Below are 26,675 nucleotides of genomic sequence, written 5' to 3' on the forward strand. Positions count from 1 at the left end.
AATCGCAACGCAAGCAGCGCGGCTTGCACCGACTTCGCGTGGCAGTTAACTGTCTCGCGCGCCCAAAAGGCGGCACCATCGGGAGCCATTCATGTCATTTCTCGACGCGCTGGAACGGCATCGGCGCCTGTTTGCGGAATTGGGCGCGCTGGAGGCCCAGGTCGTGGCTCTGGCCGACCATATCGAGCGCTCGATCCGCGCGGGCGGCAAGGTCGTGTTCTTCGGCAATGGCGGAAGTGCTGCCGACAGCCAGCATCTGGCCGCGGAGTTCGTCGTGCGCTACCGGGCTGAGCGACGGCCGCTGCCGGCTCTCGCGCTGACGGTCGACACCTCGATCCTGACGGCGCACAGCAACGACTACGCCTTCGAAACGGTGTTTGCCCGTCAGGTGGAAGCGCTGTGCGGCCCCGCCGACACGGTGATCGGCATCTCCACATCGGGCAACAGCGCAAACATCATCGCCGGTCTCGCTGCGGCCAGGTCCGTTGGTGCTGCGGGATGGGCGTGGACGGGCAGGGGCGGCGGCAAGCTGGCTGACACTGCCGATCATCTTCTCGCCGTGCCGGAGAGTGAGACGGCGCGCGTGCAGGAGGCGCATCTCTTCATCGGGCATTGGATCTGCGAAGACATGGACCGGCGGTTTGCCACGTCATGAAGCTCGTCATCCTCGATCGCGACGGCGTCATCAACTACGATTCGGATGCCTTCATCCGGTCCGTCGACGAGTGGCGGCCGATCGAAGGCAGCATCGATGCAATCGCCAGGTTGGCACAGGCCGGCTACACCATCGCGGTTGCCACGAACCAGTCCGGCATCGCGCGGGGCTATCTTTCGCTCGAGACGCTTCAGGCCATCCATCGGCGCATGGAGGAGGCGGTGACAGAGGCGGGCGGCGCGATCGCACACATCGCCTTTTGCCCGCATGGGCCAAGCGACGGCTGCGCCTGCCGCAAGCCGCTGCCGGGGATGATCGATGAGATACTGGACCGGCTCGGCGCGCATAACATCGATGAGCGCTGGCTCGTCGGCGACAGCCTGCGCGACCTGCAGGCAGGCATTTCGCGCGACTTTCGGCCGGTGCTTGTGCGAACCGGCAAGGGCGTGAAAACGGAAAAGGATCGGTCGAGCCTCCCGGAAAACACGCTGATTTTCGACGATTTGGCCCGTTTCGCCGAACACGTCATCGCGGAGAGCGGCGCATGAGCGAACCGATGGAACTCGATCTGATCATCATCGGCGGCGGCGTCGCCGGCCTCTGGCTGCTCAACCGGGCGACGCAAGACGGCTTCAACGCGCTGTTGATCGAGAAGACCGCGCTTGGTGGCGGCCAGACCCGCTACGCACAGGGCATTATGCATGGCGGCACGAAATACGCACTGAGCGGCGCGATGACGCCGGCTGCCGATGCGATCGGCCGCATGCCGGACCTCTGGCGCGATTGCCTGAAAGGTCGAGGCGAACTCGATCTCAAAGGCGTGCGGGAGCTTTCAGATGCCACCTATCTCTGGTCTGCCGGATCGCTGACATCGCAGGTGACGTCGTTCTTCGCGAGCAAGGCCATGCGCTCCCGCGTCGACCGCGTCGACGACCAAGACAAACCCTCTATCTTCCAGCTGCCGGGTGCGAGTGGGTCGGTCTATCGTCTCAACGAGTTCGTGCTCGACATGCCGTCGCTGGTCGAAACCCTGGCGGCACCGCTCAAGGATCGCATCATCCGCGCTGCCGCCGAGACGATGTCATACGCCTTTGACGAAGCCGGCAATGTCAGCAGCATCAGCCTTGAGGATGGGCTCGTTCTCAAGCCGCGTGCTCTTATCCTGACATCCGGTGCTGGCCACGAGGCCCTTGCGGCGCGCCTCAACATCGTGCGTCCGCAATTGCAGCGGCGGCCGCTGCATATGGTGGTGGCACGACACACGATCGATCATCCGCTTTTCGGCCACTGCATCGGAATGTCCAGCAGCCCGCTTCTTACCGTGACGAGCCATCCGTCGAGCGACGGCCGCGTCGTCTGGTATCTCGGCGGCGGGCTCGCCGAAACGGGCGTCGAGAAAACGGAAGACGAGCAGATCGCTGCGGCCCGCGAGACGATCGACCGGCTCCTGCCGCAGCTTCGGCCGTTCCGAGCCAAATGGGCAACGCTGCGCATCGATCGCGCCGAACCGTTGCAGCCAGGCGGTGCGCGTCCGGATGGCGCGTTTGTCGAAGAGGTCGGCAATTGCCTCGTCGCATGGCCAACCAAGCTGGCGCTGGCGCCGGAACTCGCGCGACTGGCGCTCGGCAGACTTCATGGGCGGTTAGGCGAGGGTGCGCAAACCTCGGTCGATTGGTCCCGCCTTGCCGATCTGCCGCGTCCCGAGGTGGCGCGCTTGCCCTGGGAAGAGACGATCCAATGGACTTGAGAGATTTCGGCACCACGGGGCTGCGCGTCAGCCCAATCGCGCTCGGCACAGTCAAGTTCGGCCGCACGGCGGGGCTGAAACTGCCAAAGCCGTTCCAGTTGCCGAGCGATGCGGAGGCGGCGTCGCTTCTGGCGCTCGCCGCCGATCTCGGCATCAACCTCATCGATACGGCGCCGGCCTACGGCACGTCTGAAGAGCGGCTCGGTGCGCTGCTCAAAGACCAGCGCGACAAATGGCTGATCTGCTCCAAGGCCGGCGAGGAATTCGACGCCGCCACCGGGCAAAGCCACTATGTCTTTTCGCGCGAACACATCACGCTGAGCGTCGAGCGGAGCCTGAAGCGGCTTGGAACGGACCGGCTCGACATCGTGCTCATTCACTCCAACGGCGACGATCTCGATGTGATCGACCGGTTCGGCGCGCTGGATACGCTGGAACGCCTGAAGGCTCAGGGCAAGATCCGCGCGACGGGCATGTCGACGAAAACCATTGAGGGCGGGCTGCGTGCGCTTGCGGCAAGCGACTGCGTGATGGTCACGCACAATCTCGCCTATCAGGACGAATTGCCGGTCATCGACGTGGCGGCGGCCAGCGGCAAAGGTGTTCTTATCAAGAAGCCGCTCGCCTCCGGCCATGCCGTTTCGCAAAGCGACGATCCGGTTGCCGAAAGCTTCCGGATGATCCTTGGTCATCCCGGCGTGTCGTCTCTGGTCGTCGGGACGATCGACCCGCACCACCTTGCCCAGAATGTGGAAGCCGCCAGCCGCGCACTCAACGCGTAGACCTTATTGAACGAGCACGGCGCGATTGCATTCGGCGCCCGTCACGCGGACATCCGCTTCGCCGACCGAAACACCAACGGACCGCAGCGTGGAATGCAGAACCTGATCGAGCGGCGCGCTCACCCCTTCGAGCAGGGATGTGACGAGCTTCGTGACGGCTTGAACGCTGCCGAGACCGAGACCCAGGCCGAGGATATCGACCTCCAATTGCAGCCGCTCCAAGAGGGACAGTGTCAGTGAGCGGGTGAGATCGCGCGTATTGATTGTCCTCGTCACACCCTTGGCGATATCTTCGCCGGAGAAGCGAAGCGCCGTCGTGTCGATATTGGCGACTTCGAGATGGGCGACCGCCTTCACCTTGAGCAGCAGCAGATCGACGAGACCGGCCTTGGCAATCGTCGGGTCGCGGCTGAAATCCGTGAAGGATGAGGCGGTGGCCTTGCCGATTGCCGCTTCGAGGACGCCAGGGCGTGCGTCGAGGGTGACGCTGCGAGGCAAGCGGGTGGCACCACAATCGACAGCCGACAGCGTCGCCTCGCCATAGGCAACTTCCAGATAAAGCGGCACATGCAAGGCCGATATGGCGCCCGTGCCGAGCACCTTCACATCGAGCGCAAGGCGCGTCTGCGCGGTTCGGACCGTTGCGCCCCGCTCGCCGATGGCGATCCAGGCGCTGCCTGCCGGTGGCTGGCCGACCGCGAGCTTCAGCGAAACGGAGGCAAGCCCCGGCAGCGTCTGGTCGAGATGGAGTGCGATCTGGCGGCCTGCGCCGGCGATGGAGGCCATGGCGGACAGGAAGTCGAGGGCATTGGCCTTCACGGCCAGGCCTTGCGCTGCGCCGACAGCTGCGCGGCCCACCGGTCCTGCATCCAGAAACGCCGAAAGCGCGATTGGTGTCTCCTTGATGCCGAGCGCCGTCACCAGGGACCGCAGTGCGGCAGATGCCTGTGGCGACAGACCTTCGAGCGAGGAAAGGACCGTCGCCATGCGACCGATGCTGACAGAACGATTCAAAAGCTCGTCGTAAGTGACCGCATCCAGTGAGAGATTGGTCGCAAGGGCATCCATGAAGGCGAGAAGAGAGATGTCGGCGCTGGCAAGCGCGTTATAATCCATCAGCTTAAGGTCGATGCGCGACCCGAGCATGGCGCCCAGCACCTGGTTCGCGATGCCATCGTTGAGGCTGGCGAGCCGTGACCCGATGGAGAACGCAGCCTGTGCGGAGGCATGTGCTGTGCCCACTGCGCTCAGCCGCGGCGGCTCGGAAAAGAGCGCCGCAAAATGCAAGGTGCCGGGGCGGCTTATCTCCACGCGTGCGGCGTTGGATGTCGCCGTGGCAGCCACTGCACGAAAGCGTGCATCGACCTCCAGTTCGGATGAGGGTTGATACACGCCCGGCTCTATCCGCAGGATACCGAGCCGATCGTCGGGCACGGTCGCCAGATGCTTCCCTTCGATGTCGACGAAGCCGTTTTCGATGGCGATGACGTAGTCGAGATTGTTGGAAGCGAGATAATGACTCACGGCGCCCATACGATCTGCCGCGTTGGATGCGGCGATGATCGCCGCGAGGTCGGCATGCTGCTGCAGCGTGCGCCGCTCCAGCGTGAGTTTGCCGTAATCAACGGCGAGAGCCAGCGATCCGGCAACGAGCGGCAGGGCACCTGCCGCGATCATCGCCACGTTGCCGCGCTGGTTCGCTGCTAAACGCGCTAGAAACGTTCTCCCTGCAGCCATCTCAGATGCCTCCGATCCGGATCGTCGCGTACCGTTCTATCCGCGTCTCGGGCATGGTGAAGGTGAAGAGGTTCCAGATCGGCAGGCCGGCGGAATCATAGGAAAGGCGCACGGTGAACTGGCCCGGTTCCGGGTCATCCCCGACATCCACGTCCATCATCGCTGCATCGATGAACGGGTAGGAGATCGCAGCGGAGGATACGTAGCTGCGCGCAAGGTGCAGCCTTTCCTCCTCGTTCAAGCCGGCAACGGCAATGCGGGCCGAATCCGCTGCGATCTGCTGCACGGCATGGGCGGTGTTGAGATAGATGGCGTAGGCCACCAGCGTCAGGAGCGTCAGGATAAACAGCGGCGCGACGATAGCGAATTCGATCGCGGCACCACCCTTTCGGCATCGCAAGAACAGTCCTTCGTGAAGCATGACGATCCCATCCATTGAATAGGCCCAGGATGCCAGTTGCAGGATACGATTCTTCTACCGAAGATTGTACATTGTTGCGCATGAAGCCATGCGTTGCAAATCGTTGAATTGGCAGATCAGCATCCGCTAAGGTTGCATTAACCGGAAATGCAGTTAATGGTTGTACTGCGAGCGCGGCACAATTTGAGGGGCATGTCATGGTGATCAAGTCGGTGGGCGTCACATTCTCGATTCTTCAAGCCTTCGTGGGCAGACGAGCGGCGTTGACGCTGAAGGAGATCGCGTATCAATCGAAACTGCCGCCGAGCAAGGCGCATCGCTATCTGCGAAGTCTCATCCAAGAGGGAATGATCGTGCAGGATCCGCGTACGCGGCTTTATGGGCTGGGCGCCACGGCGATCGCGCTTGGGCTTGAAGCACTCGAGAACACCGATCCTGTCGTGCGCGCCTGCGACACGGTGCGGGCGTTGGCCGAGCGGCTCGATGTGGCCGTGAGCATCGATGTGATGGGGCCTGCCGGGCCAATCTGCATCTGGGCGGAGCAACCCGTTACCCGTCTGGTCTCCCCGGTTCGCCTCGGCGCGACACAACCACTGACAGCCTCGGCCGCGGGACAGGTCTTCATGGCCTTCCTGCCGATGCACGCGACACGCGATCTGGTCGCCCGCGAAACGGCCATGGTGCAGACCGGGAGCGCGATCGACGCGAATGCGATCGCAATGGGGGTCCGCACCCGTGGCTATGCGGCTCTTCCGCCAGCGCCAGGCAGCATGACTGCGACGATCGCTGCCCCCGTTCTCGATGCGCGCGGCGAGGCCTGTGCCGCGATTACGGTCTATTGCCGCCCGACCGAGACGGGCGGCATCGCCGATCTGACCGTCGGTTCGCTGCTTTCCGCCGCCAACGAAGCTTCGGCATTGAAGCTGCACATGCGTGCCGCCCGATACGCCGCAGCGCGCTGAACGCGAACTGCGCCACGTCTCGATCCTCAGCCGATATTCCCCGCCCCACGGCCACCTTCGGCGCAGCCTGACCGCTGCGCCGCTTTCTTTTGCCAGATAATTCAAAATTTAATCGAATTGCTTGTATTCATGCGTGAACTCGGAGTTTCTCTTTGCTGAATGCAGAATATTAAGCACGAAGATTATGCTTAATATTCCGTTATGCGCGCTGTTCTGCTGTTGCCGGTTGCCAGATCTGCATCATCGTGGCGTTCTCACATCAAGAGTTGTTGTCTGCAAGTAATTCAACCCTGAGTGAGGAGAGTATCCATGAACAGTGCAATCAAGCTCGTCGTCGTATCGCTACTGGCTGCCACCACTGCCACGGCTGCCCATGCCGGCGGCTGGGGCAAGGGCGGCGGCTATGGCAGCCAGAGCTACACCTCGTCCAACAAGCAGCTGCTGAACGTCTCGCCCAGCGTCGATGTCGGCGGTGTGCTGAACGGCGGCATCCTCAATGGTGCAGCGATCGCGAGCGGCAACGACCTCAGCCGCAACTCGATCCTGAACGGCAACGGTCTGCTCAACGGCAACGGCATCCTGTCCGGCGTCAATATCCTCGGCGGTGACAACGGGATCCTGCAGAAGGGCTCGCAGAACGGCCCGGTCAAGCGGCTTCTGGGCCGTTAGGCCCTATCGCCTGAGCGGGCAATGCGTCTCCATCGCCGGGCCGGACAGCGGCATCGATAGATTTCGACGGGGACACGTTACCCACTGAAGAAAGCCGGACGCGAAGCGAGACAAGCTTCGCGTCCGGACCTTGCCGTTTCCACAGCTCAAAGGCTGACGCGCAGGCCGAATGTGCCCGATACCGTGTTCTCGTGGATGTCGAAAACCGTCCGATTGATCTCACTGACATCGACCCGCATGAGAAACGAGATGCGGGAGGTGGGGTCGAAGGCAACAGCGACGTAGATGCCCGACGCCTCTTCCTCGTTGCCGATCGCCAGATTGTCGCGCAACTCGCCGAAGATGCCGATGCTGCCGGTCAATCGCTCGATCAACGGTCGCGACAGTTCCAGTTCTGCGCGATGCACGTGGGAACCCAGCGGATCGTCCGTGTCGACGGTGTCGATCGAGCCCTTGAGGCTGAAGCTTGCCGATATTCCGTAAAGCTGCCGTTCGACTGTGAGTGCGTAAACTGGATAGATGCGATCCGTGAAGCCGAACGCGTCGGAGACATGGGTGAAGCCAGCTTCGCCATCGACGGCAAAGCCCAGAACATCCGGAAGAGTGGCTCCGGTCGTCAGCGTGACAGCGCGTGAGCCGACCGCGAAGGGGTCGTCTTCAGGTATGTCGACGACGTCGAACCGCCCGGTGAGCCGCAACACCATGGTGGGCAAGGCATGGGTGACAATCAAGCCGGCACGTGCGCGGTTCACGTCCGGCGAAAGCCTCAATGTGCCGAGCCCTGCGTCGAGCTTCGCATCGGAAACATCCTCGTGGCTGCCGGAAAGCACGAGGGCCATCGCGGTGCGCGGTGTAAGCTGGCCGCGCAGGTCGATCTCGCCCGCGAATGTCTGGCCGAACGTGCGCGTTCCGATGATCACCGAACCGAGATCGAGGTCGTCTCCGGTGCTCTCCGCCAGATAGCCAAGCGACGTCTTCAGCACGAAACGTTCGCCGATCTCGCGGGTCAATGCGGCTGTGAGATTGGCGCTGCGATCGGTCTCGAATTCAACGTCTCGATGCTCGAATGTCTCGAGCGTGATGCCGAGGTCGAGTTTGCCGATCGCTGTGTCCCGCTCATGGGCAAGCGCGCCGCGCAGGTGGAAGATCGTGTCGGTCACTGCAAAAGGACCATCCAAGGCATTGTTGGTGACGATCATTTCCTGGAGGATCGTCGCGGTGCTCTTGGCGCCGGTCACCGCATCTTCGTGGACGACGGTCTGTTCCTGCGCCGTTGCCAGGCCGCCACCGCCCGCCACTGTTGCCATCAGCAGTGCCGTCAGGTGCAGGCGCATCGATCCAGAATTCCATCGTTTGGCTCGTCTCCCGCCGCTTTGATGCGACGGGAGACTTCGGAGTTGCCGCCTGCAAGCAGGTGACGCAGAACCATTTCTGCAGGGGGATGATCGGACCCGGCGTCCCAAAACGGGATTAAGCGGCGAAGAGGAGAATTCCGCATCGAAGAAGCCGTTCAGCAATGCGATGCACCGGAGCGTTTTGGCATCACGCATTGCCGCATCGGCGATCGCCGGGTACTCCTTCATCGCATCAGGGAGGATGCGGCCATGTTCGACAGCGGCATGAATTTCGGTCTCGGCGAGGAGATCGACCAGCTTCGCGAGACGGTGAGACGATTTGCGCGCGACCGAATCGCGCCGGTCGCGGACGAAACAGACCGCAAGAACGAGTTTCCGGCTTATCTCTGGCAGGAGATGGGGGCGCTCGGCCTCCTAGGCATGACGGCCGATCCGGATTTCGGCGGTACGGGCATGAGCTATCTCGCCCATGTGATCGCGATGGAGGAGATTTCGCGGGCCTCTGCCTCGGTAGGCTTGAGCTACGGCGCGCATTCCAATCTCTGCGTCAACCAGATCAACCGCTGGGGCACCACTGCGCAGAAGGAAGCCTATCTGCCGAAGCTCTGCTCGGGCGAGCATGTCGGCGCGCTCGCGATGTCTGAGCCGGGTGCGGGCTCGGATGTCGTCTCGATGAAGCTCAGGGCAGAGAAGAAGAACGACCGCTATGTGCTCAACGGCAACAAGATGTGGATCACCAATGGTCCCGATGCCGATACGCTCGTCGTCTACGCCAAGACCGATCCTGCCGCCGGCCCACGCGGCATCACGGCGTTCCTGATCGAGAAGACGATGAGCGGCTTTTCCACCGCGCAGAAGCTCGACAAGCTCGGCATGCGCGGCTCCAACACCTGCGAACTCGTTTTCGAAAACTGCGAAGTGCCGTTCGAGAACGTGCTCGGGGAAGAGGGGCAGGGCGTCCGGATCCTGATGTCGGGCCTCGACTATGAACGTATGGTGCTTGCCGGTGGCCCCCTCGGCATCATGGCGGCGGCGCTCGACGTGGTCGTTCCCTACAGCCACGAGCGCAAGCAGTTCGGCACGGCGATCGGTGAGTTTCAGCTGATGCAGGGCAAGCTCGCGGACATGTACACCATCACCAATGCATGCCGTGCCTATGTCTATGCTGTCGCCGCCTCATGCGATCGCGGCGAGACGACCCGAAAGGACGCCGCCGGCTGCATCCTCTACGCGGCTGAAAAGGCAACGCAGGTGGCGCTTGAGGCAATTCAGGCGCTCGGCGGCAACGGCTACATCAACGACTATCCCACCGGCCGGCTGCTGCGCGATGCCAAGCTCTACGAGATCGGCGCAGGAACAAGCGAAATCCGCCGCATGCTGATCGGCCGGGAGATGTTTGCGGAGACGGCGTGATATTCGCAATCGGAGCGGTTACAACGTTTCTCGAGTGTCGCATTTGCTGGAGAGGGATCGATGTCTGACACGGATGATCTTGCCGAGCAGCGGGATCTTGGTCGTTTGCGTCTATCGGTCGACGAGGCAGGGAACATCCAGCTTCCCGCTGAGATGCGGGCAGCCATGATGGCGGACGGCGCCGGCCCGTTGCTGGCCGAAATCGTCGATGGAGAATTACGGGTGATCTCGCCGAAGGCTGCGATACGCAAAGTGCGCCGGATGATAGCGCAGGGTGACTGGGGCGGTGGGTCCGTAACCGACCAGTTGATCGCAGAGCGGCGGGCGGAGAGCTTGAGGGACGAAGCGGAGGCGCTGTTGCCGACCAGTGAATGGTAATGTCAGTGCGCGACCCGTGTCTGACCCTCGCCGGTTCCATTTCTGGTCGCATCCGCAATCGCGTCGGCAATCCATTGGTTCAGAGACTTAGCCTGAGTTGCGGCGGCTTCGACAGCCCTGCGATGCAGCTCCGGGTCCATTCTGAGGGACACATGACCGGAAAACGGCTTCTGCGGCTCCTTGCTCTTCTGATTGCAAAATTCGAGGTAGTCGTCGACACTGTCACGAAACGCCTGCACAAGCCCTTGTGCCGTTTCTGCTTCGAAGGTGACAATATCCCTAATGCCGACAAGGCGTCCGTGGAAGACGAGACCTTCCTCGTCGAACTCGATTGTTCCGACATAACCCTTATAAGGTTTCATGGCTGTATCCCTGCGTCCTTCAAGAATTCGCGGATGTTGCGCACGACGTACGGCTTCGCGTCGGGCGCTGGGTGTGGACGGTGGACGAAGATCGTGCGCTCGTTGAGAGTAAAGCGGAGCCGTGATCCGCGACCTTCCGTCATGTCTGCGCCTAGGGCTAGAAGCATAGACTCAATTTCGCGCCATCGGATCGTCGCGCTGGGTGGTTGTGCAAATAGCTTTTCCAGTGTCCTCCGATGCTTGGCGTTCATCCCCTTCATCGGAAGCCGATATCCCCAATCAACGTCAATCCTCGATACCAATATATGATATCACTTGGAATATTTCAATGAGCGTCATTCAATCGAAGTTGTCGACCGCCTCGGAGGCTTTCCGCGATAACCGGGCGCGCATGGCAGAGCTCCTGGCCGAGACGGCGGAGATTGCCGAGCGGATCGGCGAGGGCGGGCCGCTGGCTGCGCGCGAGCGCCACACGGCGCGCGGCAAGCTTCTGCCGCGCGAGCGCATCGCTCGGCTACTCGATCCATCCTCTCCCTTCCTGGAAATCGGTCGGTTCGCCGCGCACGACATGTATGGAGGCGACATCGCGTCGGCTGGCGTGATAGCGGGTATCGGGCGCGTCGAAGGCCGCGAGGTCATGGTGGTCTGCAACGACGCAACGGTAAAGGGCGGCACCTACTTCCCGATGACCGTGAAGAAGCATCTGCGGGCACAGGAGATCGCCGAGCAGAACGGACTTCCATGCGTCTACCTCGTCGATTCTGGTGGGGCCAATCTCCCGAACCAGGACGAGGTGTTCCCCGACCGGGACCATTTCGGCCGCATCTTCTTCAATCAGGCGAACATGTCTGCGAAGGGCATCGCCCAGATCGCCGTCGTCATGGGCTCCTGTACGGCGGGCGGCGCTTATGTACCCGCAATGTCGGACGAAAGCATCATCGTGCGCAATCAGGGCACGATCTTCCTCGCTGGGCCACCGCTGGTGAAGGCCGCAACCGGTGAGATCGTGTCGGCGGAGGATCTGGGCGGCGGGGATGTTCACACGCGGCTCTCGGGCGTCGCGGACCATCTGGCCGAAAACGATGCGCATGCGCTTGCCCTCGCGCGCCGTGCCGTCGCCAATCTCAATGCCCGCAAACCTCAAACCGTCGCGCTGCAAGAGCCGGAGCCGCCGCTCTACGATCCCGAGGAAATTCACGGCATCGTGCCGGTCGGGCTGCGCACGCCCTACGACATCCGCGAAGTGATCGCGCGCATCGTCGACGGTTCTCGTTTCGACGAGTTCAAGGCGCGCTACGGCACGACGCTCGTCTGCGGCTTTGCGCACATCCACGGCATTCCGGTCGGCATCGTCGCCAACAACGGCGTGCTCTTTTCGGAAAGCGCGCTGAAGGGCGCGCATTTCGTCGAACTCTGCTCCGCCCGCGGCATTCCGCTGGTCTTTCTGCAGAACATCACAGGTTTCATGGTCGGCCAGAAATATGAGACGGGCGGCATCGCCAAGGATGGAGCGAAGCTCGTCACCGCAGTCGCAACGACGAAGGTGCCGAAGATCACCATGCTTGTCGGCGGCTCTTTCGGGGCGGGAAATTACGGCATGTCTGGCCGCGCCTACTCACCGCGCTTCCTCTGGACCTGGCCGAACAGCCGCATCTCCGTGATGGGCGGGGAACAGGCGGCGGGCGTGCTCGCAACGGTCCGCCGGGACGGGCTGGAGCGCCAGGGTCGCGACTGGCCAGCGGACGAGGAGGCGGAGTTCAAGCGCCCCATCATCGAACAGTTCGAGGCGCAGGGGCACCCGCTCTATGCCTCTGCACGGCTTTGGGACGATGGTATCGTCGATCCTGCCAAGTCGCGCGACGTGCTCGCGCTTTCACTCTCGGCAACGCTTAACGCGCCCATCGAGGACACGCGCTTCGGCGTGTTCCGGATGTGAGAAGAGTACCAATCAATGTGAAGCTGAAAAGCGAACAGCATCACTGGTGGCCCAAATCACTGTCACAATTTTGGGCTGACATCGACGGAATGACCAACCGGATGACACCGGACTTAGAAGTAATTCGGCAGAAACCCCAAAAATTTGGTTCGATCGGTAACGCGCACCACGTCGATTTGGGCGGGCCTTGGACTCACTCTTACGAACCCGTCTTCAATTTTGCCGATAGCTATTTTCCTCACGTTGTCGATCACTTGATTCAACTCAACTCTGAATTCGACGTAATTGGACGGCCATTTGTAGAACGTTTTTATCTTGAAAATATCTCTGAGAGGTTAGAACGGGAAATTTCTGAATGCCTTGCGTCCCTTGTTGTACGTTCCCCGAGGTTTAGGAAAGTCATATCCAACAGTGTCGATCATTTTGGCGCATATAGTGATCCTATAGATGATCGGCATTTAATAATTGCTTCCAATATAGGATCATGTTTTGGAAGCGTAATGGAGTCAATTTTGCATTGTGGCCTCAAGTTCATTTTATTTTCGGAGGGCGCTGAGTTTGTGTTTGGGGATGGGTTTCTGAATAATTTCAACGCTTATGCTAATCTAAATTCTCGGGTAAAGCTGATAGTTCCGTTGACTCCCTACATCTGCCTGTGTTGTTCATCTCCCTCAGGTTTATACAAAAAAGGTATAAGGACTATCCGGTTAAATTCGGATGAGGTTCGAGTGATAAATTTTTCGACGCAGATATACTCATCAAAGTACATTTTCTTTAGGCGGCAAATGCCCGTGGTAGAACGTAACTATTTTGACGGAGAATTTAAGCAGCTCAGGTTTCATGAGTTGCCTTTGTTGAAGGCTATGACGCAAGCTTTCTCGGTATCCTGACGCCAAGAGTGTCTGCTCGATAGCGGGTTGGCAGGCATTCTTCTCCAAACGCGCCACCCTGAGGTATGGCCATGTTCAAAAAAATCCTGATCGCCAATCGTGGTGAGATCGCCTGCCGGGTCATCAAGACCGCGCGCCGGCTCGGCATAAAAACGGTTGTCGTGCATTCCGACGCAGACCGCGATGCGCTGCATGTCAAGCTTGCCGACGAAGCAGTGGGCATCGGCCCGGCGCCATCGTCGGAGAGCTATCTGCGCGCCGATGCGATCGTCGCCGCCGCGCTCAGAAGCGGTGCTGAGGCTATTCATCCGGGCTATGGGTTCCTGTCGGAGAATGCCGAGTTTGTCGAAGCGGTCGAAGCGGCGGGTCTCACCTTCATCGGGCCATCGGCCAAGGCGATCCGCGCCATGGGGCTCAAGGATGCCGCAAAGCAGCTGATGGAGCGAGCCAAGGTGCCGGTTGTTCCCGGTTACCATGGCGACGCGCAGGAACTTGTGATCCTCGCCGGCAAGGCGAACGAGATCGGCTTTCCGGTGCTGATCAAGGCGCGGGCGGGCGGCGGCGGCAAGGGCATGCGGCGGGTCGACCGCCAGAGCGAATTCGCCGACGCGCTGTCATCCGCAAAGCGCGAGGCGCGCGCCTCCTTCGGCGACGACCGCGTGCTGGTCGAGAAATATGTGGCAAAGCCGCGCCACATCGAAATCCAGGTCTTCGGCGACAGCCATGGCAATGTCGTGCACCTTTTCGAGCGCGATTGCTCGCTGCAGCGGCGCCATCAGAAGGTGATCGAGGAAGCACCGGCGCCGGGCATGACAACCGAAATGCGTGCGGCCATGGGTGAAGCGGCGGTGAAGGCCGCGCAGGCGATCGATTATGTCGGCGCAGGCACGGTGGAGTTCATCGTCGATGCGTCCGAGGGCCTACGTCCGGACCGCTTCTGGTTCATGGAAATGAACACGCGGCTTCAGGTCGAGCATCCGGTGACCGAAATGATCACCGGGCTCGATCTGGTCGAATGGCAGTTGCGTGTGGCGGCCGGTGAGCCGCTGCCGAAGCGGCAGGACGAGCTGTCGATCGACGGCTGGGCATTCGAGGCGCGCCTTTACGCCGAGGATGCGGCCAGGAACTTCATGCCGGCCACCGGAACCATCGCGCATCTGCAGTTTCCGGAAGCGTCGGTGCGGGTCGACAGCGGTGTTGCCGCAGGCGATGCGATCACGCCCTTCTACGACCCGATGATCGCCAAGCTGATCGTGCATGGGGCTGATCGCGCCGAGGCGCTCGGGCATTTGCGTCATGCGCTCGTGCAGACCGAAATCGTCGGCACCGTCACCAATCTCGATTTTCTCCATGCGCTTGCGGCCCACAGTGGTTTCGCGGAAGGCGAGGTGGACACCGGGCTGATCGATCGCGAGCTTGGGGAACTGACGACAACGCCGGCTGCATCGCCCATGGCGCGGGCTGCCGCTGCCATACTGGCCTCCGGCATTCAGGCTCGAATGAGCGGCGATCCCTTCGACGATCTGGGCCCCTGGCTTCTGTGGGGCGCGCCCGAACGGGACGTTGTGCTTTCCCAAGGTGGCGAGCAACGGTCCCTGCGCGTCGCGCAACTCGGCAAGGATCGCTACAGTGTTGCCGACGAGGACGATCCGCCGGTCGACCTTCAACTGATCGAAGCGGGCGAGGGCGTCTTCAGGCTGGTCGACGGGGCGCATGCGGTGACCATTCGTGTGGTTCAGGGAAGCGGCCGTATTGCGATCATTCGAGATCATGCGGTTGCCGAATTCACGATCGTCGACGAACTCCATGCTGGAGAGGACGAAGGCGCGGGTGAGGACGTTCTGCGCGCGCCCATGCCCGGCGTGGTGAAACAGATTTTCAAGAGCGCCGAGGCGTCGGTCGAGAAGGGCGAGATCCTCGTCGTGATGGAAGCGATGAAGATGGAGATGACGCTTGCGGCGCCCCGGGCCGGTGTGATTGCCGAAATCCTCGCAGGTGAGGGCGCGCAGGTGAGTGAGGGCTCGGTGCTTCTACGGTTGGCTGAAGAGGAGAAGCCGGCATGACTGCCACGACCGCCACCACCGACCGCGCCGAAGCGATTGCCACGCCTGGCGACGTTCTCGATTTCTGGTTCGACACGCTGACGCCGGAAGACTGGTTCAAGAAAAGCGATGACACCGATGCGATCATTCGGGAGAAGTTCGCTGCCACGCATCTGTCGCTTGCTCGGCGCATCCTTGATGGCTGGCGTGTCGACGCAGATGCGCGGCTAGCGCTGATCATCGTCTTCGACCAGTTTCCCCGCAATATCTACCGCGACACGCCGCTTGCCTTTGCGACGGACGGCCTCGCGCTGCGGGAAGCGCGCTGGGCGGTCGATGCCGGGCTCGACAAGGCCGTTGCGGATGACCGCCGCGTGTTCTTCTACATGCCGTTCGAACACTCGGAAAACTTTGCCGACCAGAACCGTGCCGTCAGCCTGATCAGCGCGCTCGGCGACGAGACCTACACGAAATACGCCGAGGCGCACCGCGACGTCATCGTCGAGTTCGGGCGGTTTCCTCACCGCAACCAGATCCTCGGTCGAACTTCGACGCCGGCGGAGCAACGTTACCTGGAAAAGCCCGGCTCCGGTTTTTGAAGCTACGCGTCTATTCGAGGTCTGGCAGGTACATCCAGCCACCGCGCGCGGCGGTAAATCGCCCGGAATTGCGCATCCCCGCCTGTGGCAGAACCATACCAAGCATCGCGTTGTCGGTTCTGATCTCTGCAATGTAATCGCAATTGTAGCCCGCCTGGCCGGCTCCACTTGCCGACGCGCAGCCCAATTTCTCAAAATAGGCAAGCGTCAGATTCACTTCGCCTATCACTTGATTCATTGCTTCACCGATCATGTTCAACGGGTTGGGCTGACCGAAAGGATCGTCGGGAAACATGGTTCCCATCCCATTGAAGTTGGCTGTTCCCTGCCGGTAGTGGGCAAGGATGGCCATCGCCATGTCCCTGGCGCTCGGTTCACCCGAATTGCTGGAGCCGACCGCATGAACCGCCGTTGGGCCGCTTGAGTCGACGATTTCCATCGATGCCTGTTCCAGCGAGAAGATCGTCGTTTCCAGTATCTGGGCGTAAAACGGCGCTCCGCCGGCCAGCTCTTCCGGCGTCAGGTAGAGATAGGCCGCGTTGGTCACGCGCATGCGGGCATTGTCGCCCGGCTCGATCGTAGTCAGATAGGCCTGGAATTCCCCGGCAACCTCCATGCTGTCCAGCAGGCTATTCCGCGTCTGATAAAGCTCCATCGACAGTTCCGAGATACCGGCGATCGGCAACCCGCGGTTACGCAGATCGGTCAGGAAGGTCGTGCGTTGCTCCAGCCCGTTCAACGCCGAGAGCGCAGCCAGGTTCGTGCCCAATTCCGCCTCCTCGCTGCGTATGGCGGCGATCAAGGGCGCGGTGATCTGGGCAGCCTTTGTGCCGATCCTCTCAAATGCCGATCGATGCTCGTCACTTTCCATTGGAGATTGCGCAACGGCTTCGACGATTTTGGCCAATTCCGCGAGTGTCGCTTCATCGTCCGTCATGGCTTCGGCGCGGGCGATGCGATCGAACAACAGGCCTATTTCGATACGGTCCCTGCGCGCCGCATAGGCGGTCTCGAAGCGCGTCGCTTCCTCGGCGGTCACGTCGTCCAGCCGATCTGCGGCGTCAAAGCGAATTGTAGCAAGACGCGTCTCTGCCGCCGTATCTTCGCCCATGGCGCTCAATTCCTCGACCGTGGCGTCGATCCAGGCGACCGACTCCCGACGGTCGATCATCGCCGTGGTGATGCCTGCATAAGCGTTCTGCAGCGTGAAGGCATGAGCAATGGAGGCGACGTTCGCGATCTCGATGCCGAACCGTCGCGGGCAATCGCGCTGCAGGAAGAAGCCGATCTCCCGGCGTTCCACCGGATCGGTCATGAACATATAGGGCAGGCCGAAAACTGGTTCGAAGACGCTGTCTTCGAAGATCGGCAGCATGGCTTTCAGCGCATTTTCGACGCTCTGCCGGTCCAGGTCGTCGCCATTGAACGGTGCGGCCCAATCGGCGAGCATTTGGCATTGGCGCTCCATTGACGAGGCCGCTGCAAAGGCGCCGCCGATACCCGGTCCGAACCGCTTCGGAGGCGTTTCTCCGCTTGTCATGGCGGATTGTACAGCATCCACTCTCCGGAAAAACCGCGCATGTCGATCGCCTAATTCGGCAACGCGATTGATCTCTTCCGAAAAACGGCCTCCCTGCACGACACGAACGCCAAGTTCCTCGCCGACTGTTTCCGGCATCACGATCAGCCAGTGGCGATGCACCGCGCTTTGGGAATTCTGAGGGCGGTGAATACCCTCGGCGAGCCGCGCGCCGATCGGCGCCATGACGATCTTAGCGCCCTCGGCGTGGATCGGGGCAAGAGAAATGACGAGCTTGTCCTGCTCGGCGACCGGGCGGTTTGCCGGATGCCCCAGCCGCAGTTCGCCCTGGAGAGCTTTGCCGTCATGGGCGAGGACGAGGACGTAGCTCGATTCCAAGCGGTCCATCAGCGAAATGTCCGTCGCGCCCGCCCAATTGCCGGCAAGCGCCGCACCAACATCCGGCATCTGCGGATCGCCGGTTCGCGTGAGTTGGAAGTCACGGCATCGCGCACCGTTCTGGCCCACGGTCCCCGCAAGCGTCTGGCCTGCGGCATCAAGGCGCGCTGATACGGTCTTCAGGCTGCGGTTCGAATTGTCGAGCTTCATCAATTGCTGCAGGGCGATCGTCGTGCCGATGACGTTGCCTGTCATGATCACGGGGGAGGGCGGGAAGACTGGGCCGTCATAGGCAAGTCTGGCGACCAGACCTTCGCCGTCCTGCAAGATCGTTGCGGTAAGCGGCACGGTATCCGGGCGCTGCCTGGGACCGCACACGATTTCGCCGCGCCACGTGCCGGCCGCCGCGCCACCCGACACCGGCGCGAAATCGAAGTCGACCGAAGCTTGGGTCTGCGCTCCGCTTTCGTCGAGACGCCGTCCCACGAAATTCTCGGTTCCGCCGCATCCCGGCATTGTGCCGCTGATCACCAAGCCGTTGTCGTGCATGCTGCCCTGGAGCGTCAGCGCCTGGATGCCGCTCGGTCGTTCCACCCAGTCGGATGGGAGAAGCATGAAACGTCCATCGGCCGCCTGTCTGCCAAGCACCGCGTAAGAGCCCTCTCGGCCGTCGGGCAAGGTGAACGTGAAGAGGCCCGTCGGGCCGGTGTCGCCAGTGGATAAGGTCAACTCGAAGGTGGAGCTTTCGGCCTGTAAGCAGGTGTACGTGCCGCTCCAACGCCCGTTAAGAGTTGCTGGGCCCGCATCTGCTTGCGCCTGAGCGGTCGCGGGCGTGAGCAATGCGCAGAGGCTCATCATTGCTGCGACCAAACCGGCTAGCCGCCTTGCGGCCACAAAAGTGCAGTCGACATCAGCCCAAGCCTTCGTCGCCAAGAACGTGCGCGGTTGCATAATGCCTCTCCGAATGGTCCCACATCCGCCACTTCAGAGTTAAAGGCGGCAACGGGAAGCCCGGCAACGGACCTTCGTCGCAAGACCGTCGCGCCTATCGATGGGCGTGTCGCAAACAGGCTGTTGCGCGGCGCAGAGCCCTTGCATAGTCGGCCAAACGTGTGGCCCATTTGCATGCACGATCCATCGCCTCCAGGCGTGACGACAATTCGGATATCGGGGTTCAGAATCAATGAAGGACAGAGCGCGCGCGGTGGTCATCGGGGGCGGCGTCGTCGGGGTGTCGACGCTCTACCATCTCGCAAAGAAGGGTTGGGCAGACAGCGTTCTCATCGAGCGCAAGGAGCTGACATCCGGCTCGACCTGGCACGCGGCGGGCCTGCTACCGCTCTTCAACATGAGCTATTCGGTCGGCCAGATTCACAAATACTCGGTGAGGTTCTACCAGGAGCTTCAGGAGGAGACCGGCATGAATGTCGGCTTCTCCAAAGTGTCGAACATCCGCCTTGCGCGCACCAAGGACCGCTGGGACGAGTTCATGTATTATGCGGGCATCGCCGAGACGATCGGCGTGCCGCTCAACATTCTGACGCCCGAAGAGGTCAAGGAGATCTGGCCGCTTTGCGAGACCGACGGCATCCTGGGCGCGATCCAGCATCCCGATGACGGCTACATCCAGCCCGCCGACTTGACGCAGGCGCTGGCCAAGGGTGCCCGCGACCGGGGCGCCACGATCTATCGCAACACGACGGTCACCGCGATCGAAAGCCAGCCGGACGGCACCTGGCTCGTGCGCACCGACAAGGGCGACATCGTCGCCGATCATGTCGTTTCGGCGACGGGGAACTTCGCGCGCAACACCGGTGCCATGGTCGGCCTCAACGTGCCGGTCATTCCCGTCGAGCATCAGTACATCGTGACCGAGCCGCACCCAGTGATCGTCGAGCGGCGCAAGCAGGGCTTGCCCGAAATGGGCGTGCTGCGCGAGAGCGACAGTTCCTGGTACATGCGCGAGGAAAATGGCGGCCTGCTGCTTGGACCTTACGAGCAGGGCGCGCCGGTCTGCTATGTCGACGGCCCGAGTGCGGACAGCGAATACGAGCTCTTCCAGGAAGACCTCGACCGGCTGATGCCGCATATCGAGACGGCGATCACGCGCGTTCCCGCCTTCGGCGAAGTCGGGATCAAGAAGGTCTATAACGGTGCAATCGCTTATACGCCCGACGGTTCGCCCATTGTCGGCCCGGCGCCGGGGCTCAAGAATTTCTGGCTGAACGAGGGCCATTCCTTCGGCATCACTGCAGCGGGCGGCGCCGGCTGGCAGCTCGCCGAATGGATCGTCGACGGCGAACCGACCATCGACATGATGGGCGTCGACCCGCGCCGGTTCGGTCCCTATGCGACCGAAGGCTACCTCAAGGAAAAGAACGAGGAAGCCTATGCCAACGTCTTCACCATGCACTATCCCGACGAGGAGCGCGGTGCCGCACGTCCGCTGAAGACGACGCCCGTCTATGACCGGCTGAAGAGCCTCGGCGGGGTCTTCGGCTCCGTCTATGGCTGGGAGCGGGCGAACTGGTTCGCGCCGGACGGCTATGCGGTGCCTGCCGAAGAGATCGGCGTCGGCGTCGATGTCCTCACCAACCACAATCACGCTGCGCCGCTCGAAGACGGACGGATCGTGGAGCGCTGGTCCTTCCGCCGGTCAAACTATTTCGAGCATGTCGGCAACGAGGTGAGAAACGTCGCCGAGAATGTCGGCGTCCTCGACATGTCGGCCTTCGCGAAGTGCTGGATCTCCGGGCCGGGCGCCGAAGCCTGGCTGAACGCCATCCTCGCCAATGCGGTACCGAAGAAGATCGGCCGCATCGCGCTTTGCCATCTGCTGACGAAGCACGGTGGCGTGCGCTCGGAATTCACCGTCTATCGCCAGCCACAGGGCTTCTATCTCGTGTCGGCCGGTGCCTATGAGGCGCACGACCACGACATCCTGATGAAGCTCCTGCCGACTGACGGCTCGGTGCAGATGATGCCGATTACGACGCAATGGGGCGTGCTGGTTCTCGCCGGCCCGCGCTCGCGCGACGTGCTGCAGAAGCTGACTCGCGCGAGCCTCGCCAATGCCGATTTCCCCTGGTTGTCCGGTAAGGCGATCAATGTCGGACCGGCGACGGCGCATGCGCTCCGCGTCAACTTCGTCGGTGAACTCGGCTGGGAACTGCATCACCCGATCGAGCAGCAGATCGCCATCTTCGACCGGTTGATGGAAGCGGGCGCCGAATTCGGCATCAAGCCGTTCGGTATCCGCGCGATGACCGCCATGGCGGTGGAGAAGTCTTACCGTCTGATCCCACGGGAATTATCCATCGAGTACAATGCCTACGAATCCGGGCTCGATCGCTTCATCAAGCCGGAGAAGGGCGATTTCATCGGCCGCGATGCCGTGGTGAAGGCGAAGGATGCCGGCCTCAAATGGACCTTCGTGACGCTTGAGGTGGATGGCGTGACCGATGCCGATGCGCGCGGCAACGAAGCGATCTACCGGGACGGCGAGCTTGTCGGCCGAGCAACCCATGGTGCCTTCGGTTTCCGCATTGGAAAGTCGATTGCGCTCGCCATGGTCAGGCCCGACTGTGCGGCTGAGGGAACCGCTCTTGAAATCAAGATCTTGGGTCGGATTCATCAGGCGCGGGTGATCGCCGAGAGCCCTTATGATGCCGAGAATGTGAAACTGCGGGCTTGAGGATAAGCGGGTTGCACCCTTTGCGGTGACCTCGCCTTCAGGCATGCTTCCGGCATGCGCTTGTCTGTCCACTCACAGAAAGGCATGCCGGGCACAATCAGAGGCTGGTTGTGGGCCCTTCCGCTGACGCTCGGTTTTCACACGCTTGGATCGGTTCTCCCATCGCCTGCACTCGCGCAGGAAGACAACACCGTCGATGTCGAATTGGTGCTCGCCGTCGACGCGTCCTGGTCGATGGATTTCGAAGAGCAGATCATCCAGCGCGATGGCTATGCGAGCGCCTTTCGCTCCGAAGAGGTGATCGAGGCGATCATCTATGGCGGCTACGGCCGCGTCGCTGTGACCTACGTCGAATGGGCCGGCATGGGCTCGCAGGAAATCGTCGTCCCATGGACGCTGATCGACAGCGCCGAAGCCGCCCATGCCTTTGCCGATGCGCTGGAGCGCGGGACACCGCGCCATTTCCGCCGCACGTCCATTTCCGGAGCGATCAGCTTCTCGTCGCAGCTCTTCGACGAGAATGCGTTCGAAGGCCTGCGCAAGGTGATCGATATTTCCGGCGATGGGCCGAACAACCAGGGCGCTCCGGTGACACTTGCCCGTGATCGAGCGGTCGAAGCAGGCATCACCATCAACGGCTTGCCCTTGATGACCAACGCGCCAGGCGAGACGATGGGCTATGCGATCGACAATCTCGATGGCTATTTCGCCGAGTGTGTCATCGGCGGAGGCGGTGCCTTCGTCATCCCGGTGACCTCCTGGCAGGAATTTCCGCAGGCGGTGCGGCGCAAGCTGGTGCTGGAACTCGCAGGCGCCATGCCCGGCGATCCGATCGATCCCGTTGGATTCACGAACCTGCGGCAGGCGAGGGATGTCCCGCCTGTCATTCCTGCCCAGGCGTCCAATCCGGCGGCCAGCGACGTCGATTGTCTGATCGGCGAGCGGATCTGGAATGATCGCAGGCAGATATGGAGCGTCCCCTGAGTGAGGTGCTTCCTTGGCAGCGGGCTCGCGAAGCGCTATGTGAAGCGTGTTCCGACGAAGCGCGACGTTTGAAATGAACGAGACTCCTCGCAAGCAGGGCTGGACGACTGCCGTCGGTGCGTTTTTCGCAGCGACGCTTGCGCTCGCCTTCTCGCTGCTTGCGGTCGAGCAGTCGCGTATCGATCCGCTGCCCCGCCTCGCAGCCATGGGCTCCGAGGCAGCGCCGGGAACACCTTTTGAATTCGACCCGCTGCTGGCTACGTCGCATTACGCGATCCAGCCGCGCAGCAACGACCATGGCAAGGACGGCTCTCCGCCCGACCTTGCATCGGCCACGCTGCCCGATCAGCATTCTGCGATTTTCCGCCACGCGGTCGGCGCAGCGATGCTTGCGTCGGTCATTCGTCCCCGACTTGCGTCTCACGCCGATGCGCGGGCGCCGCCTGCCACGATCCTGACCTCCGCCACCCTTTGACGGAATTGCACCGAACGATCTCGCTGCGGGCTATTTGCCCTGCGGCGATGACGGTGCATGCAAGGATCCATCCATGCGTACGCCCAAATGGCAACTCGCCATCTATTCCCTGATCATCATCTGCGGGTTAATCGCCGCGCTTCCCAATTTCGTGCCGCCGAACAAGCTCGGCATGCTTCCCAACTGGCTGCAGAACCAGCACGTCACGCTCGGCCTCGACCTTCAGGGCGGATCGCATCTCGTTCTGGAAGTCGATGCGCCGGCGTTGAAACACGACCGCCTGACCTGGCTTCAGGACGAAACGCGCCGCCTGCTGCGCCAGGAACAGGTCTCCGGCATAACGCCCCGGCTGCAGGGCGATGCTGTCGTGATCGAAACACCGGATGCCGACACGGCCGGCCGGGTCGAAGCCCTCGTCTCGGGTCTCGCCACCCCGGTCCAGACCGGCGGCTTCACACCGACGAACGACATCCTCGTCGCCCGCGACGGAACGCAGCTTACCCTGACACTCAGCCAGGCGGGCCTTGACGATCGCATCAACCAGGCGATCGACCAGAGCCTCGAGATCGTGCGCCAGCGCGTCGACCAGGTGGGCGTCGCCGAGCCGACAATCCAGCGCGTCGGCAGTGACCGCATCATGGTCCAGTTGCCCGGCCTTCAGGATCCGACACGGCTGCGCGAACTGCTCGGGTCGACCGCACAGATGTCCTTCCACATGGTCGCTGGTTCGCAGAGCGGCCCAGGCATCAGCACGCTTCAGGATGAGGAGGGCAATTCCTATCCGATCGAAGACAGCGTGGCGCTCAGTGGCGAACGGCTCGTCGATGCCCGCGCCGGCTTCGACCAGCGGACGCACGAACCGCTCGTCTCCTTCCGCTTCGACAGCGTCGGCACGCAACGCTTTGCGGAGATCACCCAGAAGAATGTCGGCCGGCCCTTCGCCATCGTTCTTGACGGCAAGGTGCTGAGCGCTCCTGTCATCCGCGAGCCGATCACCGGCGGCTCCGGCCAGATCAGCGGTTCCTTCACGGTGGAAGACACGGTCGTGCTTTCCGCGCTGCTGAGGGCCGGTGCGCTGCCCGCACCGCTGACCGTCATCGAAGAACGCACCGTGGGGCCGGATCTCGGGGCGGATGTTATTCGCACGGGCATCATCAGCGGCATCGCAGGCTTCGTGCTGGTCGTTGGCCTCATGGTGGGGCTCTATGGCGGCTGGGGCCTGATTGCGAGCGGCGCTCTGCTGCTCAATGTCATCCTCACGCTCGGCGCGCTCGGCTTCCTCGGCGCGACGCTGACGTTGCCCGGTCTCGCCGGCATCATCCTCGGCATCGGCATCGCGGTCGATGCGAACATCCTGATCAACGAACGCATCAAGGAAGAGGCCGCACGGGGCAAAAGCGCTTTCGCGGCGCTCGACCAGGGCTTCAACCGTGCCTATTCGACGATCGTCGACGCCAATGTGACCTCGCTGATCGCAACGCTGCTCCTGTTCATGTTCGGAACGGGGCCGGTGCGCGGCTTTGCGGTCACGATGCTGATCGGGATCGTGCTGTCCATGTTCACGGCGGTCGCCGTCGTGCGCATCGCCATGACGGAGGTGGTTCGCCGGCGGAAGCTGAAGACGCTGACGATCCGCTCGCCATTCCGGTTCAAGGCGCGCGAGACGCATTTCCGCTTCATGAAGGCACGCTATCTCGGCATCGGCATGTCGATCTTCCTGTCGATCGCCTCGATCGTGCTCTTCATGAAGCCCGGCCTGAACTACGGCATCGACTTCACGGGCGGGATACAGGCGGAGGTCTCGACATCGCAGTCGATGGATCTTGCAGCTCTGCGGTCGGGCCTCGGCGAGCTCGGACTGGGTGAAGTCTCTCTCCAGACGGTGGGTGACGGCCAATCGGTGCTCGTGCGCCTGCCGCGGCAGGAAGGCGGGGAGGCGGCGCAGACGTCTGCCATCAACCAAGTGCGTGCCAAGATGGCCGAGCTCGATCCGGGCTCGAGCGTCGAGCGCACCGAAGTTGTCGGACCGAAGGTGAGCGGTGAGCTTGCCCGCAACGGTGTGATCGCGGTCGTGCTCGCGAGCCTTGCCATGCTCGTCTACATCTGGTGGCGGTTCGAATGGTACTTCGCGGTCGGTGCGATCGTGACGCTCGTGCTCGACACGACGAAGACCATCGGCTTCTTCGCTTTGACGGGGCTTGACTTCAATCTAACGGCCATCGCCGCGCTGCTGACGATCATCGGCTATTCGGTGAACGACAAGGTGGTCGTCTACGACCGGATGCGAGAGAACCTCAGGCTCTACAAGAAGATGCCGCTGCGCGACGTCATCGACATGTCGATCAACCAGGTGCTGCTGCGCTGCGTGTTCACCTCGCTGACCACGTTCCTGGCGATCCTTCCGCTGGCCATCTGGGGCGGCAATTCGGTCGCAAACTTCGCGATACCGATGGTGTTCGGCGTGGTGGTGGCCACCACATCGTCCATCTTCATCGCCGCGCCGATCCTGCTCTTGCTGGGTGACTGGGCAGGCAGGCGTCGTGCACGGCAGGTTGATGCGGTGCCGCTGCCTGCGGAGTAGGCGTCAATGGGCATCGGGCGGTGCGAGATGACGCCGCCCGATTTTCCGTCAGGCTGCGTTCAGGAGCAGCTTGCGATCCGCACGCTCCTGCTGGGGCGAGCGGCCATAGAGTTCGCGGTAGCATTTGGAGAAATGCGAGGCCGACACGAACCCGCATGCGACGGCCACTTCCACGACCGGCATGGTGGACTGCACGAGCAGGTGGCGTGCGCGGTCGAGCCGGATTTCCAGATAGTAGCGGGCGGGCGAGCGGCCCATTTCATGGCGGAACAACCGCTCGATCTGGCGTCGCGAAAGGCCGGCATAGCGCGCGATTTCGATCAGGGAGAGCGGCTCGGAGAGGTTCGCCTCCATCAGTTCGATGATCGAGAGGATCTTGGAGTTCTGGACACCGAGGCGTGCCCGAAGCGGCAGCCGTTGCCGATCGTGCGGCGAGCGCACGCGGTCTGTCAGAGCCTGCTCGCAGATGCGATTGACGAGCGTATCGTCGTGATCTTCGCCGATTAGGTTGATCATCATGTCGAGCGCGGCGGTGCCGCCCGCGCAGGTGTAGAGATTGGAATCGACCTCGTAGAGATCGGCGTACACATCGGCCTTCGGAAAAGCCTCGGCAAAGCCCGGGAGGTTTTCCCAATGGATGGCGCAGCGCTTGCCCGAAAGGAGGCCGGCACTGGCAAGCACGTGGGCGCCGGTGCATAGGCCACCGACGGCGATGCCGCGGTGATACTCCTCCCGCAGCCAGGCGTTGACCGTCTTGTTGTTGAATTTTTCTACGTTCACGCCCGCACACACGAACACCATGGATGGCTTCATCTCGCCGGTCATGTGGCGCCGCTCATCGGCGAGCGACGTGTTGACGGCAACCTCGACGCCGTTCGAGGCACAGACCGGCTGGCCCTCCGTGGAGGCGAGGCGCCAGCGGTAGCATTCGTAACCGAGCATGCGGTTTGCGATTCTGAGCGGCTCGATCGCGGTGGAGAAGGCCAGCATGGAGAAATCGGGAACGAGAAAGAAGACGATGGACCGCTTGATGCGGCTCTGTGTGCTGGCCATGACGGCAATCCAGTGGGGCCGA

At 62.1% G+C, this 26,675-nt stretch carries 22 protein-coding genes; 15 read left to right on the forward strand and 7 right to left on the reverse strand.

Annotated elements, in window-relative coordinates; genetic code table 11:
• Window positions 1-91 precede the first annotated feature (91 nt).
• From QQL76_RS05445 to QQL76_RS05460, 4 genes are read left to right on the forward strand one after another with little or no spacing between them, the layout of a single operon-like run.
• On the forward strand, window positions 92-655 hold the full coding sequence (locus tag QQL76_RS05445) for a D-sedoheptulose-7-phosphate isomerase (RefSeq protein WP_499206707.1): 564 nt from the start codon (window positions 92-94) through the stop codon (window positions 653-655).
• Complete coding sequence (gene gmhB, locus QQL76_RS05450; protein ID WP_499206708.1) at window positions 652-1,203, forward strand: HAD family hydrolase; 552 nt, start codon at window positions 652-654, stop codon at window positions 1,201-1,203. Before QQL76_RS05445 ends, gmhB begins: the two co-directional genes overlap by 4 nt.
• On the forward strand, window positions 1,200-2,402 hold the full coding sequence (locus tag QQL76_RS05455) for an FAD-dependent oxidoreductase (RefSeq protein ID WP_499206709.1): 1,203 nt from the start codon (window positions 1,200-1,202) through the stop codon (window positions 2,400-2,402). Before gmhB ends, QQL76_RS05455 begins: the two co-directional genes overlap by 4 nt.
• Window positions 2,393-3,184, forward strand: a complete 792-nt coding sequence (locus QQL76_RS05460) for an aldo/keto reductase (protein ID WP_499206710.1) — start codon at window positions 2,393-2,395, stop codon at window positions 3,182-3,184. Before QQL76_RS05455 ends, QQL76_RS05460 begins: the two co-directional genes overlap by 10 nt.
• A gap of 3 nt (window positions 3,185-3,187) precedes the next feature.
• Here the strand turns inward: QQL76_RS05460 and QQL76_RS05465 are convergent, their stop codons facing one another.
• Complete coding sequence (locus tag QQL76_RS05465) at window positions 3,188-4,921, reverse strand: Tad domain-containing protein (protein WP_499206711.1); 1,734 nt, start codon at window positions 4,919-4,921, stop codon at window positions 3,188-3,190.
• Window position 4,922: 1 nt separating this feature from the next.
• Window positions 4,923-5,342 carry a TadE/TadG family type IV pilus assembly protein gene (locus tag QQL76_RS05470; RefSeq protein WP_499206712.1) on the reverse strand — a complete coding sequence of 140 codons (420 nt, stop codon included), beginning with the start codon at window positions 5,340-5,342 and terminating at the stop codon, window positions 4,923-4,925.
• Between the two features lie 197 nt (window positions 5,343-5,539).
• Between QQL76_RS05470 and QQL76_RS05475 the strand changes: the two genes are divergently transcribed.
• Both QQL76_RS05475 and QQL76_RS05480 read left to right on the forward strand, forming a co-directional pair.
• The gene (locus QQL76_RS05475; RefSeq protein WP_126009662.1) at window positions 5,540-6,304 is read left to right on the forward strand and encodes an IclR family transcriptional regulator; all 765 of its coding nucleotides are present in this window, start codon (window positions 5,540-5,542) and stop codon (window positions 6,302-6,304) included.
• 309 nt (window positions 6,305-6,613) lie between these two features.
• Complete coding sequence (locus QQL76_RS05480) at window positions 6,614-6,973, forward strand: hypothetical protein (protein WP_499206713.1); 360 nt, start codon at window positions 6,614-6,616, stop codon at window positions 6,971-6,973.
• A 146-nt stretch (window positions 6,974-7,119) separates the two neighbouring features.
• On the opposite strand, the gene QQL76_RS05485 is transcribed toward QQL76_RS05480, so the two are convergent.
• Window positions 7,120-8,307: a hypothetical protein gene (locus QQL76_RS05485; protein ID WP_499206714.1), complete on the reverse strand. Its 1,188-nt coding sequence runs from the start codon at window positions 8,305-8,307 to the stop codon at window positions 7,120-7,122.
• A 270-nt stretch (window positions 8,308-8,577) separates the two neighbouring features.
• Between QQL76_RS05485 and QQL76_RS05490 the strand changes: the two genes are divergently transcribed.
• Window positions 8,578-9,741, forward strand: a complete 1,164-nt coding sequence (locus tag QQL76_RS05490; RefSeq protein WP_499206715.1) for an isovaleryl-CoA dehydrogenase — start codon at window positions 8,578-8,580, stop codon at window positions 9,739-9,741.
• A gap of 60 nt (window positions 9,742-9,801) precedes the next feature.
• Complete coding sequence (locus QQL76_RS05495; RefSeq protein WP_499206716.1) at window positions 9,802-10,119, forward strand: hypothetical protein; 318 nt, start codon at window positions 9,802-9,804, stop codon at window positions 10,117-10,119.
• Between the two features lie 2 nt (window positions 10,120-10,121).
• On the opposite strand, the gene QQL76_RS05500 is transcribed toward QQL76_RS05495, so the two are convergent.
• Entirely contained in the window at window positions 10,122-10,481 is a 360-nt protein-coding gene (locus tag QQL76_RS05500) for a type II toxin-antitoxin system HicB family antitoxin (protein WP_499206717.1), read from the reverse strand.
• Complete coding sequence (locus tag QQL76_RS05505; protein WP_499206718.1) at window positions 10,478-10,741, reverse strand: type II toxin-antitoxin system HicA family toxin; 264 nt, start codon at window positions 10,739-10,741, stop codon at window positions 10,478-10,480. Before QQL76_RS05505 ends, QQL76_RS05500 begins: the two co-directional genes overlap by 4 nt.
• A 68-nt stretch (window positions 10,742-10,809) precedes the next feature.
• Here QQL76_RS05505 and QQL76_RS05510 point away from each other — a divergent pair, with 68 nt between their 5' ends.
• From QQL76_RS05510 to QQL76_RS05520, 3 genes are all read left to right on the forward strand, one after another.
• Entirely contained in the window at window positions 10,810-12,417 is a 1,608-nt protein-coding gene (locus tag QQL76_RS05510) for a carboxyltransferase domain-containing protein (protein WP_499206719.1), read from the forward strand.
• Between the two features lie 961 nt (window positions 12,418-13,378).
• Window positions 13,379-15,370 carry an acetyl/propionyl/methylcrotonyl-CoA carboxylase subunit alpha gene (locus tag QQL76_RS05515; protein ID WP_499206720.1) on the forward strand — a complete coding sequence of 664 codons (1,992 nt, stop codon included), beginning with the start codon at window positions 13,379-13,381 and terminating at the stop codon, window positions 15,368-15,370.
• Window positions 15,367-15,948 (forward strand): DUF924 family protein, encoded by a 582-nt coding sequence (locus QQL76_RS05520; protein ID WP_499206721.1) that lies wholly within the window; start codon window positions 15,367-15,369, stop codon window positions 15,946-15,948. The genes QQL76_RS05515 and QQL76_RS05520 overlap by 4 nt, the downstream gene beginning before the upstream one ends.
• A gap of 10 nt (window positions 15,949-15,958) precedes the next feature.
• Here the strand turns inward: QQL76_RS05520 and QQL76_RS05525 are convergent, their stop codons facing one another.
• Window positions 15,959-18,595: a hypothetical protein gene (locus QQL76_RS05525; protein ID WP_499206722.1), complete on the reverse strand. Its 2,637-nt coding sequence runs from the start codon at window positions 18,593-18,595 to the stop codon at window positions 15,959-15,961.
• 454 nt (window positions 18,596-19,049) lie between these two features.
• Here QQL76_RS05525 and QQL76_RS05530 point away from each other — a divergent pair, with 454 nt between their 5' ends.
• The 4 genes from QQL76_RS05530 (at window position 19,050) to secD (ending at window position 25,600) form a co-directional block, all read left to right on the forward strand.
• Window positions 19,050-21,560, forward strand: a complete 2,511-nt coding sequence (locus QQL76_RS05530; protein ID WP_499206723.1) for a GcvT family protein — start codon at window positions 19,050-19,052, stop codon at window positions 21,558-21,560.
• An 84-nt stretch (window positions 21,561-21,644) separates the two neighbouring features.
• Window positions 21,645-22,544 (forward strand): DUF1194 domain-containing protein, encoded by a 900-nt coding sequence (locus QQL76_RS05535; RefSeq protein WP_499206724.1) that lies wholly within the window; start codon window positions 21,645-21,647, stop codon window positions 22,542-22,544.
• A gap of 73 nt (window positions 22,545-22,617) precedes the next feature.
• Window positions 22,618-23,019: a hypothetical protein gene (locus QQL76_RS05540; protein ID WP_499206725.1), complete on the forward strand. Its 402-nt coding sequence runs from the start codon at window positions 22,618-22,620 to the stop codon at window positions 23,017-23,019.
• A 73-nt stretch (window positions 23,020-23,092) separates the two neighbouring features.
• A complete protein-coding gene (gene secD, locus QQL76_RS05545; RefSeq protein WP_499206726.1) occupies window positions 23,093-25,600 on the forward strand; it encodes a protein translocase subunit SecD/SecF in 2,508 nt (835 codons plus the stop codon).
• A 48-nt stretch (window positions 25,601-25,648) separates the two neighbouring features.
• Here secD and QQL76_RS05550 read toward each other — a convergent pair whose 3' ends face one another.
• Window positions 25,649-26,653: a GlxA family transcriptional regulator gene (locus QQL76_RS05550; RefSeq protein ID WP_126009688.1), complete on the reverse strand. Its 1,005-nt coding sequence runs from the start codon at window positions 26,651-26,653 to the stop codon at window positions 25,649-25,651.
• Between the last annotated feature and the right edge of the window lie 22 nt (window positions 26,654-26,675).

Source organism: Rhizobium albus (assembly GCA_030160035.1).
GTDB classification, from domain to species: Bacteria; Pseudomonadota; Alphaproteobacteria; order Rhizobiales; family Rhizobiaceae; genus Georhizobium; species Georhizobium albus.